The sequence below is a fragment of the Chryseobacterium indoltheticum genome (genome assembly GCF_003815915.1).
In the GTDB taxonomy this organism is placed as follows: domain Bacteria; phylum Bacteroidota; class Bacteroidia; order Flavobacteriales; family Weeksellaceae; genus Chryseobacterium; species Chryseobacterium indoltheticum.
In genome coordinates this window covers 3,507,625-3,522,649 of the sequence record NZ_CP033929.1, presented here as the reverse complement: position 1 = coordinate 3,522,649, position 15,025 = coordinate 3,507,625, and the positions used below count along the sequence as shown (strand labels likewise).

Here is a 15,025-nt window from a genome sequence, read left to right as displayed (position 1 = left end):
ATGAACTCAATAAAAAATAAAACCCTTTTAATTACAGGTGGAACCGGCTCTTTCGGAACAGCCGTTCTCAACAGATTCTTACAAACCGATCACTTCAAAGAAATCCGTATTTTTTCTCGTGATGAGAAAAAGCAGGATGATATGAGAAACTTATACAAAAACGATAAAATAAAATATTATATCGGTGATGTAAGAGACTATGCTAGTGTAGAGCCAGCAACAAGAGGTGTTGACTATATTTTTCATGCAGCAGCATTAAAACAAGTTCCATCTTGCGAATTTTTTCCAATGCAGGCTGTGAAGACTAATGTTGAGGGAACTCAAAATGTAATTCGTGCAGCTACTGCGAATAAAGTACAGAAAGTAATTTGTCTTTCAACCGATAAAGCCGCATATCCGATCAATGCAATGGGGATTTCCAAAGCGATGATGGAAAAGGTAGCCGTTGCAGAATCTAGGAATACATCTGAAACCGTGGTTTGCCTTACCCGTTACGGAAATGTGATGGCTTCACGAGGCTCTGTAATTCCATTGTTTTTAAATCAGATTCAAAAAGGAGAGCCTATTACAATTACAGATCCTAATATGTCAAGATTTTTTATGTCATTGGAAGATGCTGTTGACTTGGTTTTATTTGCTTTCGAACATGCAAATCCTGGAGATTTATTTGTAAACAAAGCTCCGGCGGGAAGTATTGGTGATTTGGCAAAAGCATTAATTGAATTAACAGGTAAAGAAGTTCCTGTGCAGGTAATCGGAACACGTCACGGAGAAAAATTATACGAAACTTTGTGTACTCGTGAAGAAATGGCCAAAGCAGAAGATATGGGCGATTTTTACCGTGTTCCTGCAGATAATAGAGACTTGAATTATGCTCAATATTTTTCTGAAGGTGAGGAAGAAGTTGCGCAAATTGAAGATTATCATTCACATAATACTGAGCAGCAAGGTGTAGAAGGCTTGAAAAAACTGATTTCTACTTTACCCCTTATCCGAAAAGAAGTTTTTGGGGAAGATGTAATGCAGTATCCTTATTAGAAAGTAAAAGGTAAAAGAGCCAAGTTAAAAGTTAAAAGGAAATCGATGCTGTTAGAAGGTAAAAAACATCAGGACGAGAGAGGAATCATTACGTACAACAATGATTTTAATGCCTCACAGATCAAAAGAATCTATACGATTGAAAATCATTCGACAGATTTTATTCGTGGTTGGCAGGGGCATATGGTTGAACAGAGATGGTTTGCTTGTATGAAAGGAAGTTTTAGTATTTCTGTGATTGCTGTAGATGATTTTACAAATCCTTCGAAAAATTTAACAGTACAGAAATATCTTTTAACAGATGATGTCTTAACTTACCTTCATATTCCGTCAGGTTATATTACTGCGATTCAGGCGAAGGAAGATAACAGTAAACTTCTGGTCTTAGCTGATTTTGATTTAGGAGAAATCAATGATGAGTTTAGATACAGTTTAGATTACTTTGACAATATCTAAATTATAAAAATTATATTGTAGCAGATGGTTGTAATAACCAGAGCTAGAAGCCAAAAGCTAAAAGCAATTTAAATATGAAAAAAATCGGAATTACCGGTCAAAATGGTTTTGTTGGAAAACATTTGTACAACACTTTAGGACTGTTTCCTGAGGAATTTCAAAGAATAGATTTTCAAAAAGAATATTTTGAAAACGAAAATGAACTAGATCAATTTGTTGCAAATTGTGATGTTATTATCCATTTGGCTGCAATGAACCGTCACGAAAATGAGCAATTTATCTATGAAACTAATGTTGGATTAGCTCAAAAACTAGTTGATTCCCTGAAAAGAGCCAATTCAAAAGCTCATGTTATGATTTCTTCTTCAACACAGGAAGAAAGAGATAATCTATACGGAAAATCAAAAAAAGAAGGAAGACAAGCTTTAGCCAATTGGGCAGAAGAGAATGGCGGTAAAATTACAGGATTAATTATTCCTAATGTTTTCGGTGCTTTCGGAAAACCATTCTATAATTCATTTGTTGCTACGTTCTGTCATCAGCTGACGCATGGTGAAACACCAACAATTGCCAACGATGGTGAGGTGAAATTAATTTATGTTCAGGAATTGGTAGATACGATTGTTAACGAAATAAGAGAAGGCAACAGCAAACCGGAATTCGTTATAGATGCTACAGCAACAAAAAAAGTTTCAGAAGTTCTAGTATTATTAAATGATTATAAAACAAAATATTTTGATGGCGGAGAAATTCCTGTGATCAATAATACATTTGAACATAATTTATTCAATACATTTCGATCATACATCGATTACAAAACCCATTATCCGGTAAAATTCACCCAACACACAGATCCTCGCGGAGCTTTTGTGGAAGTAATTCGATTAGGGATCGGGGGACAATGCTCATTTTCAACCACTGTTCCCGGAATTACCAGAGGAAACCATTATCACACCAGAAAGATCGAGCGTTTTGCCGTAATTAAAGGAAAAGCTTTAATTCAACTGAGAAAAATTGATACTGACGAAGTATTAGATTTTTATCTTGATGGTAACGAACCTGCTTATGTAGATATGCCAATCTGGTATACCCATAATATTAAAAATATCGGAAACGAAGAACTGTACACTATTTTCTGGATCAACGAAGCATTCAATCCAGAAGATGCAGATACGTATTTTCTTGAAGTTTAAGAATATCAATTTAAATAAATCAACAGCTGAAAGGCAGAAGCGAATCGCCAAATGCCAACAGCCATTAGCTATATGAAAAAACTAAAAGTAATGACGGTCGTAGGAACCCGTCCAGAAATTATTAGATTATCAAGAGTTTTAGATGCTTTAGATGCTTCTGAAGCAGTAGAACATATCATCGTTCATACAGGACAAAACTACGACTACGAACTAAATCAGATCTTTTTTGAAGATTTAGGACTTCGTAAGCCGGATTATTTCTTAGAAGCAGCAGGAAAGACAGCCACAGAAACGGTAGGAAATATTTTAATTAAAATAGATCCTTTGTTGGAAGAGCTAAAACCCGATGCGTTTTTGGTTTTAGGAGATACCAATTCATGTTTGTGTGCGATTCCGGCGAAGAAAAGACATATTCCTATTTTCCATATGGAGGCAGGAAACAGATGTTTTGACCAAAGGGTTCCTGAAGAAACGAACCGTAAAATAGTAGATCATACCTCAGATATCAATTTAACGTATTCAGACATTGCAAGAGAATATCTTTTAAGAGAAGGATTGCCTGCGGATAGAATCATCAAAACAGGGTCTCCAATGTTTGAAGTTCTGAATCATTACCTACCACAAATTGATGCTTCGAATGTCCTTGAAAAATTAAATTTAGAAGAAGGTAAATTCTTTGTAGTATCTGCTCACCGTGAAGAAAATATCAATTCTGAAAAGAATTTTAAAGGATTAATGGCTTCTTTAAATGCGATTGCTGAAAAATATCAATATACTATTATTGTTTCTACGCATCCACGTACTCAAAATATGATTGACAAGATGCAGATTGAGATGCGTCCAGAGATTCAGTTTTTGAAGCCACTAGGTTTTCACGATTATAATGCTTTGCAAAAGAGAGCGTATGCCGTACTTTCTGATTCAGGAACTATTTCTGAAGAGTCATCAATATTAAATTTCAGAGCTTTGAATATTCGTCAGGCGCATGAAAGACCGGAAGCAATGGAAGAAGCAAGTGTAATGATGGTGGGCTTGTCTCCAGAACGTATTTTGCAGGGGTTAACTCAGGTTTTACAACAAAAAATAGGAACAGAAAGAAATTTCAGACCTGTTTCTGATTATTCAATGCCGAATGTTTCTGAAAAAGTGGTGAGAATTATTATTTCATATACTGATTATATTAAAAGAACTGTTTGGTCAGAAGAAATTTAGGAACGTGAAAATTTTAATAGTTACCCAATATTTTTATCCCGAAAATTTTAAAAGTAATGATTTGGCTTTTGAAATGCAAAACCGCGGTCATGATGTTACAGTACTTACGGGTCTGCCGAATTATCCAGAAGGTGAAATATTTGAAGGGTATGGCATTTTCAAAAATAGAAAACAAGTAATTAATGGAGTTAAAATAATCAGATCAATATTATTGCCCAGAGGAAAAGGTAGTGGTATAAGATTATTTGCTAATTATTATAGCTTTGCTTTTTTTGCATCTATTAAAGCCTTCTTTTTGGGTTTAAACAATCGTTTTGATGCTGTAATTGTTCACGAGCCATCTCCGATTACACAATACTATCCCGCTTTATTAATAAATAAAATCTGGAAAACTCCTGTTTATTTCTGGGTAATGGATTTATGGCCGGAGAGCTTATCTATTGCTGGAGGAGTTAAAAATAAATTTGTTCTGAATTATTATACCAATGTCATTAAAAAGTTCTATGAAAATGCAGAGAAAATTTTAATAACATCTAAAGGTTTTAGGGGGGCAATTAATGAAAAAGGAAACTTTGATGATAAGATAGTATACTTTCCCAATTGGGCTGAAGATGCAATTTCTGAAGGGAATAAGAATTTTCCTATTCCGGAATTACCTGAAGGATTCAAGGTAATGTTTGCTGGTAATATAGGAGAAGCTCAAGATTTAGATAGTATAATGAAAGCCGCTCTTGAATTGAAAGATAAAAAACATATTCAGTTTATTTTAGTTGGAGATGGCCGAAAAATGCCGTTTGTTAAAGACTTCGTAGATCATAATAATCTCAATGATACTATAAGTATTATGGGGAGATTTCCGGTTGAAGCAATGTCCAGTTTTTTTGATAAGGCAGATGTAATGTTGGTTACCTTGAAGGATGATCCAATATTTAACCTTACGGTACCTGCGAAATTACAGGCTTACATGAGTGCATCAAAACCTATTGTGGCAATGCTAAATGGAGAAGGTAGCGAAAATATAATTGATGCAGAATGTGGTTTTACAGTTCCTGCAGGAGATTACGTGGGTTTATCTGAAACGATACTTAAAGCATCTTCTTTATCTGCTGACGAGCTTAGAGTAGTAGGTGAAAACAGTAGGGCATATTATGAAAGATATTTTAAAATGTCGGCGTGTATTTCAAACTTAGAAAGTATAATATCTAAATAATTAGTAGCTAAAAAAATTATGAAAGTAATCATAACAGGCCACAGTGGTTTTGTAGGAACAAATTTATCATATTATTTAGATAATCAAAATGTAAATATATCTAATGTATCATTACGTAATGATGAATGGAAAAGCAAAATTGATCAGAATTCAGATGCAGTAATCCACCTGGCTGGTAAAGCACACGATACCTCAGATGTTTCAAATCCTGATGAATATTATAAAGTAAACCGTGACTTGACCATAGAATTATTTAATGAATTTTTAGTTTCGGATATTAAAAAGTTTTTTTATTTCAGTTCTGTAAAAGCAGCAGCTGATACAGTAGTAGATAGTTTAACAGAAGATGTAGAGCCAAATCCAATCACTCACTATGGGAAATCTAAAATAGAAGCGGAAAATTACATTACCAATCAGAAGTTGCCAGAAGGTAAAAAAGTATACATTATTCGTCCATGTATGATTCACGGTCCGGGTAACAAAGGAAACCTCAACCTTTTGTACAAGTTAGTGGAAAAAGGAATTCCTTGGCCTTTGGCGGCTTTTGAAAATAAGAGATCGTTTTTAAGTATTGATAATCTTAATTTTCTGATTCATCAAATGCTCAAAAAAAATATACCGTCTGGGATTTATAACTTTGCGGATGACAAGTCAATCTCTACAAATGAACTCATCTTAACAATAAACATAGCGCTAGGCAAAACAGCCAAATTGTGGAAGATTTCAAAAGATTTAATTGAAGGAATTGCTGGCTTTGGAGATAAATTGCATCTACCTTTAAACACAGAAAGATTGAAAAAATTAACTGAATCTTATGTGGTTTCCAACCAAAAAATAAAATCTGCATTAGGAATTGACAAACTTCCTTTTTCTGCAGAAGAAGGATTAATAAAAACAATAAAAAGTTTTAAAACCAAATAAAATATTAATAACTGAATTTAAGCATATGATACGCATATTTGATTTCCTTTTTGCATTCTTTGGTTTACTGTTCTTATGGCCAATTTTAATTATCCTCTATATCATCGGTTTGTTTGATACAGGTTCACCGATTTTTGTCCAGGAAAGAGTAGGGCGCTTTAAAAAACCTTTTAAATTAATAAAATTCCGTACGATGCCTGTGAATACAAAATCTGTAGCAACGCATCTTTCAAAGGATATTTCAATTACTAAATTTGGAAGTTTTCTGCGTAAATCTAAATTGGATGAACTTCCACAACTGATAAATGTTTTAACAGGAGATATGAGTTTGGTAGGACCTAGACCAAATTTGTATAATCAAACGGAATTGATTAAAGAAAGAGATAAAAGAGGCGTTTATAATGCTGTTCCTGGAATTACGGGGCTTGCCCAAATTAACGAAATTGATATGTCTACTCCTGTAAAATTGGCAGAAAAAGATGCTGAAATGCTGCAGAATTTAACGGTTTCAGATTATATTAAATATATTTTTGCTACCGTAGGTGGGAAAGGACAAGGGGATAGAATAAAAAAATAGTTTATTCGTAATAGAATTAAAAGTCAGATAATGAATGACAAAATTTGGCTTTCACTACCTCATAAATCTTGGAATGAGTTCTATTTTATTGAAGACACTTTACAAAAAAGGTGGGTACATCACAAGGTGAAAAGATTGATGAGTTTAAATAGTCAATTTCAGTGTTTTTAAAGAATGATATAAATCTTAATTTCTTCTAGTTCTGCAATCCATGCAATACATTCATTACTAATGCTTGTTTTCGTTTGATGTATTTATTGTAAATAGTAGTGTTTGTTGATTTTAATTACTGTTTTGTGTGAAAATTTTATACATTTGATAAAATTTAAATAAAAACACAATGACGACAAAACAAACCAATCGGCTGGAGATGGCCAAAACATTAAAACAACTTTTTTCTGTTGAGCAGGCAGCATATGCAGAAAATAATCCTCTTATCGTCAGAGTATCAGAGCTCAATACTTTCATTGAAAATATTGATGTAATAGCAGGAGTTCAGAACATCGATACTACTGCAAATACCGCTCTCAAGACCAATGCTAAAGCATTGATGATTAATCTTACTGTAGCTTATGCCAATACCGCAGCAGATTTTTTTGACGGGAAAGACAGCCCTCTTAGTAAACAGCTCACTACCAATAAATCTAAAATACAGCGTCTGAGCGGCGTAGAGGCAAAAATCTATTGCGATAAGTTGTACAAGCTGGTGGCAGATAATAAGGTAAGCCTTAGCCCAGATTACGTTACTGCTGCAGAACTGCAGGAGTGGCAGAACGCGATCACAAATTTTGATGCCAAAGCCTATGATGCCGGTCTCACCATAGATACAACACAAAATGCCACTCGGGAGCTTGATGAAGAGTTTAAGAAGCTGAAACAGTGTATTACAAAAATTGACAGGCTTATGAAAAAATATGATGTACTGAATTTGTCATTTTACGGAAAATATAAAATATCAAGAAAAATTTCAGACCTTGGTACCCGTCACAAAAATGACCTTCCTCCTGAACAGTTATAAGATAAACCTAAAACATTATCTGATAATATCATAGATATCAATCAGTACGAATTCGGCAATACAATACCTAGGTTTCAGCCGAGGTATTGTATTGTAAGCAAATGAAATTAAGCGAACTGACTTGGTAATGAAATTAGTCACTCAGCCTTCGATTGAGTGCCAGAAAGTAAGTACTTTATTGGTAAACCGAAGTTAATAGGTTAGAAGCTATCGTAATTTGGTTATTTTACTATGTATAACATAGAGATAACATTGCAAAGGGTAAAGATATTTTTGCGACTAAGACAGATGCATTTGCATAACTAAGAGATCAATTAATAAAGCGGGTATCTTGTGTTGATAAATGTACAGATACATTTGCGATGAGGGCGGATGTCTTTATTCAATAGACAGATGATTTTGTCAAGGGTATAGATTAGTTTGCGACTCAGGCAGATGTATTTGCACAACTGACAGACAAGTTGACAAAGCGCACGGTTTTCGTTGAGAATGATACCGAGAAGTTTGAGAGTAGGGCAAATGCATTTACGCAATAATCAGGTGATTTTGTTAAGTATACAGATAAGCTTTCAGGTACGGCAGGTAAATTTCTTTTAACATTGACAACCGGTAATTGACAAGTGAAAATTAGAAATTTATTTAAAGAAAAAATTGTGCAGTATTTATACAATTAAGATTAAATTTGGGTTCAATAAAAAACAAAGTATGATGAAAAAAAAAATTTGGCTTTCACCTCCTCATTTGTCGGGGAATGAACTTTACTTTATTGAAGATGCCTTTGAAAAAAACTGGATAACTTCATTAGGAAATAATATTAATGAGTTTGAATACAGTCTTCAGTCATTTCTGAAAAATGATAGTGAGGTTTGCGTTTTAAACTCTGCAACTTCGGCTATTCATTTGTCATTAATAATGTTAGGTGTCACAAGAGAAGATGAAGTTGTCACTCCTTCTTTTTCGTTTGTTGCTTCTGCCAACCCAATCGCTTACTGCGGTGCGACACCGGTTTTCATAGACTCAGAAAAAGATACCTGGAATATGTGTCCAATAGCTCTGGAACAGGCAATTCAAGATAGAATTACAAAAGGCAAAAAGCCAAAGGCTATTATTGTTGTTCATTTGTACGGAATGCCTGCGAAAATGGATGAGATCACTGCTATTGCTAAAAAATATAAAATTCCCTTAATTGAAGATGCAGCAGAAGCATTAGGCTCCACTTACAAAGGAAAAGCTTGCGGAACGTTCGGCCGCTTCGGTATTTTGTCTTTTAATGGAAACAAAATCATTACCACTTCCGGCGGAGGTGCTTTGGTTTGTCACAGTCAAGAAGATAAAGATAAGGCTGTTTTTCTTTCGACTCAGGCCAGAGATAATGCTCCTCACTATCAACATTCGCATATTGGATATAATTATCGGATGAGCAATATTGTGGCTGGTATCGGCCGCGGACAGATGGAAGTTTTAAACGACAGAGTAAATGCACGCAGAAAAATGCACGATTTTTATGTTGATGTTTTTAAAGATATTGAAGGCGTAAACGTTTTTTCAGAGCCGACTGAAGATTATTACTCCAACCATTGGTTGTCAGCAATTGTAATTGATGAAAAAATAGCTGGAAAAAATCGTGAAGATTTAAGATTGGCTTTTCTTGAGGATAATATCGAATCAAGACCACTTTGGAAACCTATGCATCTACAACCTGTTTTTGCAGATGCTCCTTATTATGGAACAGATATATCTGAAAAATTATTTGATAATGGTCTATGCATGCCTTCAGGATCGAATCTTTCTGATGCTGATAGAGAACGAATCGAAAAGATAATCAGAAAGTTTTTCTCTTAACGATCAGAAATGACGCTTTTCAAAATTAAATAAAATTAATACTTTAGTAAAATTACACTGCTTTATTTCTCCCGGAAATAAGCAGTGTAATGTTTATCAATGGTTTATAATGTTTTTGAGAGGAATTCTTACCCCATAGAATCCACTTATAACCCTGTTTTAAAATTCTCATTTATAAAAAATCAACTTCTTTCATTATATTTACAGCCCAATTTGATTAAGTGAAAAAGAAATATCCCTGGTGGAAAGCAATAATGGATTTTACTCTTGGTTTTATCGGCATTGTTAGTTTGCTGCCTGTTTTTTTTATTTTAATGATAATCGCATCATTTGATACGGGGTTTCCGGGTATTTTTATGCAGCAAAGAATTGGAAGATTTGGAAAAACATTTATTATTTATAAGTTCAGAACCTATCATACTAAAACATTTACAAAATCCTCTATTGGACGATGGATGAGAAAAACCAAACTGGATGAACTACCACAGCTGTTTAATATCCTTAAGGGAGATATGTCACTGGTTGGCCCTAGACCGGATATTGCAGGATATTATGATGTTCTTCAGGGAGAAGAACGATTAATTTTAGAACTAAAGCCCGGATTAACAAGTGAAGCCGGAATTAAATATAAAAATGAAGAAGAAATTTTAAAACAACAGAAAGATCCGTTACTGTATAATGACAGGGTTCTTTTTCCTGAAAAAGTGAAAATGAATCTTAATTATTACCATACTCTTTCTTTTAAAAATGATATGTATATTTTACTTAAAACTTTCTCTGTTTTAAGATAATGATGCTGAAAATAATTATGAAGTTCACAGAAAAATTCTTGTCAAAAACTCTTTTGATAGCTTTTGTTTTTTTATTGATAAAAATAAAGGCACAACAAACCGAGATTAAGCTAAATGCAGCGTTTGTTCCATTAACAATGTTGAATGTTGCTATAGAAAAGCCACTAAATAAAAAGTTTTCTATACAGGCTGAGGGTTTTATATCCCCTTGGAAATCACTTTACGGTAAAAATATGCAGTTCTATATGGGAACACTGGAAGGGCGTTATTATTTTGATGAAGTAATGAAAAAATGGTATATTGGAGCTTACGGTTCTATCGCTGCTTTCAATATCCAGAAGTGGAATTACTTAAGATCTACTGTAGTGTATGATGCTGATGGTAACCCTGAGCTCTTGTCAAATGGAAATGTCCGCGTGACAGAGCGTTATCAAAAAGGGTTAGCTTTTATTTTCGGGATTAGTGGCGGTTATCATTATAGTATTAATGATCAGTGGGGATTAGATATTTATGCAGGAATAGGAGCAACGCAATCATTATACAAAGGCTATTTTAAAGATAATAATGTACGCTACGACGGTGCAGAAGGTTGGAATAAAAGTGGAGAAGTGATCCCGACAAGAGGTGGGGTAATGCTAACTTATAAATTGAAGTAATATTCAGGTATTTTTAAAAATCTGAAATTCAAGAGTTTTATTGAATTTTTTAATTTTAATATGTTTAATTAAGGATATTCGATAGCTCAAATAATAACAAATAATATTTAGATAAGAAATATATATTTTACAGGTGCTTTTATATTAGAATAAGTTAAAATAATCAATATATTTGCAATTCTTTCAGAAAAGTAAAAATTCTTTATAAAAAAATAAGTTTATTGCTATAAATATGTACAAAGCAAAGCAAAAAGAAATAAATGTTGGCGAAATTATAAAACCCTACATTTCTAAATGGTGGTGGTTTTTACTAAGTGTCTTGTTAATGATACTGTTCGGGATATTTTATATAAAAACTGTTGCTCCTGTATATAATATTCAGTCTTCTGTTCTTATAAAAGATGCAAAAAAGATGTCCTCTGCTTCTGGTGACTTTAGTGTTTTGCAAAGTCTCGGAGGTCTGTCTTCAATGGGAACGAACAGTATCGAAAATGAGATAGAAATTTTTAAATCAAAGCAGATTGTATCAGATGTTCTAAAAAAACAAAATTTACAAACTAGCCTGTATGTAAAACAAGGTCTTCATCATTTAGAATTATACAAATCATCTGCGCCTATTAAGGTGATTGTTGTTAATGAAAAAGAAGTAGAGCAAGGGCCTAAAAAGCCTATAGAAATTAATTTGAAAGGTAATAGTTTTGTTTTGTCTTCAAAAGAATGGGATCAGGAAATCAAAGGAGAGTATAATCGCACCATTAATCTTCCGTTCGCAAATATTATTGTTACTAAAAATCCAGATTTTAAACCATCTACATTAAATAAACTAGATAAAAATCATTTATTTCTTAATTATAGTACTTTTGAAGCAACAGTAGATAGTTACCAAGAAGCCTTACAGGTTAATTTAGTGGAAAGAGAGGCTACAGTAATTGCTTTGTCTATTGCAAGTCAAAATAAAGAAAAAGGGAAAGACTTTTTAAATAATTTAGTTTACGAGTACAACCATGACGCTGTAAAAGATAAAAACAAAGAGTCGGAAAAAACAACACAGTTTATAGACGATCGTATTGTAATTATTTCTAAAGAGTTAGGAGACGTAGAAGATAAAAAAGAAAACTACAAGTCTCAGAATAATATTGTGGATTTGCAAACTGAAGCAAGAATTAACCTTCAGACTAAAGAAGTTACCAAATCTAAACTTCTTACACTCGGAACACAATTGGAGTTGCAAAATATTTTGCTCAACTTTTTAAACAATAAGGATTTAAAAGAAGTCTTACCTGTAAATATAGGAATAGAAAATGGCGATGCTGCAAAAAGTATTTTAGAGTATAATACTTTAGTAATGAGAAGAAATAATCTTCTTCAAAATGCTACTCCAGAGAACCCGATGGTAAAAGAAGCAGATGCGCAGCTACAGGCTATGAAGTCTTCTATTCGCCAGTCTTTATCTAAAAGTATTACTGCTATAAATTTAGCAAAAAATGCAGCTGAATCTGAACTTAATAATTCTGAAGTAAAAATTGGCAGTATTCCTGCGCAAGAAAAGGTTTTCAGGAATATTGAAAGACAACAGCAGCTTAAAGAAAGTTTGTATTTACTCCTTCTTCAAAAAAGAGAGGAAGCAGCAATTTCAATGGCAATAACAGTCGAAAAAGCGAGAATTGTAGATTCAGCTTATGTTCTTAAGAAACTTGTTGCTCCTCAAACAAAGGTTATTTTGCTTATTGCTGTATTAATCGGGCTTTTGATTCCGGCTGTTTACATTTACCTTAAAATATTACTTAATACTACAATTACGAATAAAAACGATGTGGCAAAATTATCTTCAACGAAAGTTCTTGTAGAATTGCCCCATATAAATAAAGGCGATAATGATACAGTACAGCTTAATGACCTATCTCCATTGGCAGAAGCTTTTAGGATTCTTATTACCAATTTTAAATTCTTATTGCCTAAAAAAGACTCTTCAAAGATTATTTATGTAACTTCTACAGTAAAAGGTGAAGGTAAAACGTTTGTTTCTGTAAATCTTGCACTTACTTTGGCTACCCCGAAACATAAAGTTTTGTTGATTGGTGCTGATATTAGAAATCCACAGTTACAGAGATATAATATAGAGAAAAAAAATGCTAAAGGTCTTACAGATTTTCTTTACGACCCGGAAATAGAACTTAGCGAAATCATTCATCAGTCTAAAAGAAACAATAATTGTGATGTTATTTTTTCCGGAACTATACCACCAAACCCCACAGAGCTTTTATCGAATGGAAACTTTAAAAAGCTTTTGGATATTTTTGGAAATCAATATGATTATATCATTATAGATACAGCTCCTATAATGTTGGTTACAGATACTTTGCTATATTCTGAATATTCTGATTTAGTCTTGTATGTCGTGAGATCCGAGGTTACTCGAAAAGATTTTATAGAGTTTTCGAATAACCTAATTGCAGAGCAGCAACTTAAAAATGTTGGTTTCGTAATTAACGATGTAAGTGCTAACAATTTTGGTTATGGGAATAAATATGGTTATGGGTATAGTGCTATGGAAAAAAAATGGCTCCAGAAACTAAAAGATAAGTTGTTTTAGATGTATATAGAAGTTTTCTAATATTGAAAACTTTAATTCACTTTCTTTACAACGTCGAAAATAATGGATTCAACAAAAAAAACACTAATAAACGTTATTACATCAGGCGGACAAGTTGCGTTGGTGGGATTGATTTATTATTTTTTATATAAATTTCTTTTGGATGAGTTAGGTATTAAACGCTTAGGAGTTTGGTCTGTTGTAATGTCTGCATCATCATTAGCGAATCTTGCTGATCTAGGAATAGCGACTTCGATGGTAAGATTTGTAGCATTGTATGACTATCAAAAAAATATGAAAAGGATTCCACATCTTATATTTACAGGTGTAATGTTGAATTTAATTATTTTTATTCCTATATGTTTAATTATTTGGCCTTCTGCTTATTTTATATTAGAGAATATTATTGAAAAAGATTACATTGATCTTGCCCATGAATTACTACCATTCTCATTAATATGTGTATTACTAAATTCTTTAGCAGGAGTATATGGGTCGCTCTTAGATGGTTTTAGAAAAAACTATTTAAGAAATTTTATTTTTACTCTTTCTTCTGTAATATTCTTTCTACTTTCGTTCTGGAGTGTTAAAAAATATGGGTTAATCGGGGTCGTATGGTCTCAAGTGATTCAATCTTTAGTATCTCTTGTTTTATGTATATTGGTGTCAGCGAAATTGTTCAAGTTTAATCCTTTAAAATGGAGATGGAACTCTTATATTTTCAAGGAAATTTTCAGCTATGGAATTAAATTTCAGGTTACTTCAATTACTGGTATTTTAAATGAACCTGTGACGAAAATTCTTTTAGCAAAGTTCGGAGGTTTGGCCTTTACAGGTTATTATGAAATGGCAAATAAGCTGATAATGCAAATCAGAGGTGTTATCGTAAGCGCAAATCAGAGTTTGATTCCATTATTAGTTAAGGAAAGCGTGGAAAGTAAAAATAAAACTTATTTTTCAGTATTGAGTATTAGTTTTGCAGCAGTTTTTGTAGTTGCATTAATATCATTGTCATCTATAAATATTATCAGTGTTTTTATTTCAGAAATATGGATTGGAAAGCATGAAACTATTTTTATTAATATACTTTTGTTTTTGTCCATCTGTATGTTTATAAACCTATTATCTGCACCAACATATTTTTCATTAATTTCTACAAGCAAATTAAATCCTGTTATTCAATCACAATTATTAATGGCAATTATCAATATTACTTTAGGATTTATTTTAGGTAATATATTCAAAGGTTACGGGATTGTTTTTGTATGGATGATTGTAGTAATTGTGGGTTCTCTATATCTTTTAAACTCTGTAGGTTTCAAAAATACATTTAGTTTTTTACAAAAATATCGTACATCAGTATTTTTTCTGTTTACAACGTGTATTTTAAATGTTGCTTTATCTTGGTTATACAATGATTCTGCATATGTCTTTTTTATAATTAATATATGTTTGTCAGCCTCTATAATTTACATAAGTTTGATTTATAAAAGAGAACCTTCCAGTTAGTTTGCTGTG

Annotated in this window: 13 protein-coding genes; all 13 read left to right on the top strand. The window is 32.8% G+C overall.

Translation table 11 applies throughout. The annotated features are described in order from the left end of the window. Window positions 1-1,038, top strand: a complete 1,038-nt coding sequence (locus EG358_RS16220; protein WP_076562111.1) for a polysaccharide biosynthesis protein — start codon at window positions 1-3, stop codon at window positions 1,036-1,038. Between the two features lie 45 nt (window positions 1,039-1,083). Beyond that, window positions 1,084-1,494, top strand: coding sequence for a WxcM-like domain-containing protein (locus EG358_RS16215; RefSeq protein ID WP_076562110.1), 411 nt, complete (start codon window positions 1,084-1,086; stop codon window positions 1,492-1,494). A gap of 74 nt (window positions 1,495-1,568) precedes the next feature. After that, complete coding sequence (locus EG358_RS16210) at window positions 1,569-2,687, top strand: polysaccharide biosynthesis C-terminal domain-containing protein (protein WP_076562109.1); 1,119 nt, start codon at window positions 1,569-1,571, stop codon at window positions 2,685-2,687. 72 nt (window positions 2,688-2,759) lie between these two features. Beyond that, window positions 2,760-3,899: a non-hydrolyzing UDP-N-acetylglucosamine 2-epimerase gene (gene wecB, locus EG358_RS16205; RefSeq protein WP_076562108.1), complete on the top strand. Its 1,140-nt coding sequence runs from the start codon at window positions 2,760-2,762 to the stop codon at window positions 3,897-3,899. Between the two features lie 4 nt (window positions 3,900-3,903). After that, entirely contained in the window at window positions 3,904-5,109 is a 1,206-nt protein-coding gene (locus EG358_RS16200) for a glycosyltransferase family 4 protein (protein WP_076562107.1), read from the top strand. Between the two features lie 18 nt (window positions 5,110-5,127). Beyond that, window positions 5,128-6,030 (top strand): NAD-dependent epimerase/dehydratase family protein, encoded by a 903-nt coding sequence (locus EG358_RS16195; protein WP_174565105.1) that lies wholly within the window; start codon window positions 5,128-5,130, stop codon window positions 6,028-6,030. Window positions 6,031-6,055: 25 nt separating this feature from the next. After that, window positions 6,056-6,607 carry a sugar transferase gene (locus EG358_RS16190; RefSeq protein WP_076562105.1) on the top strand — a complete coding sequence of 184 codons (552 nt, stop codon included), beginning with the start codon at window positions 6,056-6,058 and terminating at the stop codon, window positions 6,605-6,607. Window positions 6,608-6,947: 340 nt separating this feature from the next. Beyond that, complete coding sequence (locus tag EG358_RS16185; RefSeq protein WP_076562104.1) at window positions 6,948-7,625, top strand: hypothetical protein; 678 nt, start codon at window positions 6,948-6,950, stop codon at window positions 7,623-7,625. A gap of 708 nt (window positions 7,626-8,333) precedes the next feature. Beyond that, on the top strand, window positions 8,334-9,467 hold the full coding sequence (locus tag EG358_RS16180; RefSeq protein WP_076562153.1) for a DegT/DnrJ/EryC1/StrS family aminotransferase: 1,134 nt from the start codon (window positions 8,334-8,336) through the stop codon (window positions 9,465-9,467). A 221-nt stretch (window positions 9,468-9,688) separates the two neighbouring features. Next, window positions 9,689-10,258, top strand: a complete 570-nt coding sequence (locus EG358_RS16175) for a sugar transferase (protein ID WP_394337936.1) — start codon at window positions 9,689-9,691, stop codon at window positions 10,256-10,258. A gap of 17 nt (window positions 10,259-10,275) precedes the next feature. Then, window positions 10,276-10,914, top strand: coding sequence for a DUF3575 domain-containing protein (locus tag EG358_RS16170; RefSeq protein ID WP_083677087.1), 639 nt, complete (start codon window positions 10,276-10,278; stop codon window positions 10,912-10,914). A 232-nt stretch (window positions 10,915-11,146) separates the two neighbouring features. After that, a complete protein-coding gene (locus EG358_RS16165) occupies window positions 11,147-13,507 on the top strand; it encodes a GumC family protein (RefSeq protein WP_076562103.1) in 2,361 nt (786 codons plus the stop codon). Window positions 13,508-13,570: 63 nt separating this feature from the next. Beyond that, complete coding sequence (locus EG358_RS16160; protein ID WP_076562102.1) at window positions 13,571-15,016, top strand: lipopolysaccharide biosynthesis protein; 1,446 nt, start codon at window positions 13,571-13,573, stop codon at window positions 15,014-15,016. The last annotated feature ends 9 nt before the right edge of the window (window positions 15,017-15,025 follow it).

Bases quoted from the DNA above. Each gene is read 5' to 3' on its own strand.
- EG358_RS16160 (WP_076562102.1), top strand. From the start codon at position 13,571: ATGGATTCAACAAAAAAAACACTAATAAACGTTATTACATCAGGCGGA.
- EG358_RS16220 (WP_076562111.1), top strand. From the start codon at position 1: ATGAACTCAATAAAAAATAAAACCCTTTTAATTACAGGTGGAACCGGC.
- EG358_RS16195 (WP_174565105.1), top strand. From the start codon at position 5,128: ATGAAAGTAATCATAACAGGCCACAGTGGTTTTGTAGGAACAAATTTA.
- EG358_RS16170 (WP_083677087.1), top strand. From the start codon at position 10,276: ATGAAGTTCACAGAAAAATTCTTGTCAAAAACTCTTTTGATAGCTTTT.
- EG358_RS16185 (WP_076562104.1), top strand. From the start codon at position 6,948: ATGACGACAAAACAAACCAATCGGCTGGAGATGGCCAAAACATTAAAA.
- EG358_RS16180 (WP_076562153.1), top strand. From the start codon at position 8,334: ATGAAAAAAAAAATTTGGCTTTCACCTCCTCATTTGTCGGGGAATGAA.
- EG358_RS16165 (WP_076562103.1), top strand. From the start codon at position 11,147: ATGTACAAAGCAAAGCAAAAAGAAATAAATGTTGGCGAAATTATAAAA.
- EG358_RS16215 (WP_076562110.1), top strand. From the start codon at position 1,084: ATGCTGTTAGAAGGTAAAAAACATCAGGACGAGAGAGGAATCATTACG.
- EG358_RS16210 (WP_076562109.1), top strand. From the start codon at position 1,569: ATGAAAAAAATCGGAATTACCGGTCAAAATGGTTTTGTTGGAAAACAT.
- EG358_RS16190 (WP_076562105.1), top strand. From the start codon at position 6,056: ATGATACGCATATTTGATTTCCTTTTTGCATTCTTTGGTTTACTGTTC.
- wecB (WP_076562108.1), top strand. From the start codon at position 2,760: ATGAAAAAACTAAAAGTAATGACGGTCGTAGGAACCCGTCCAGAAATT.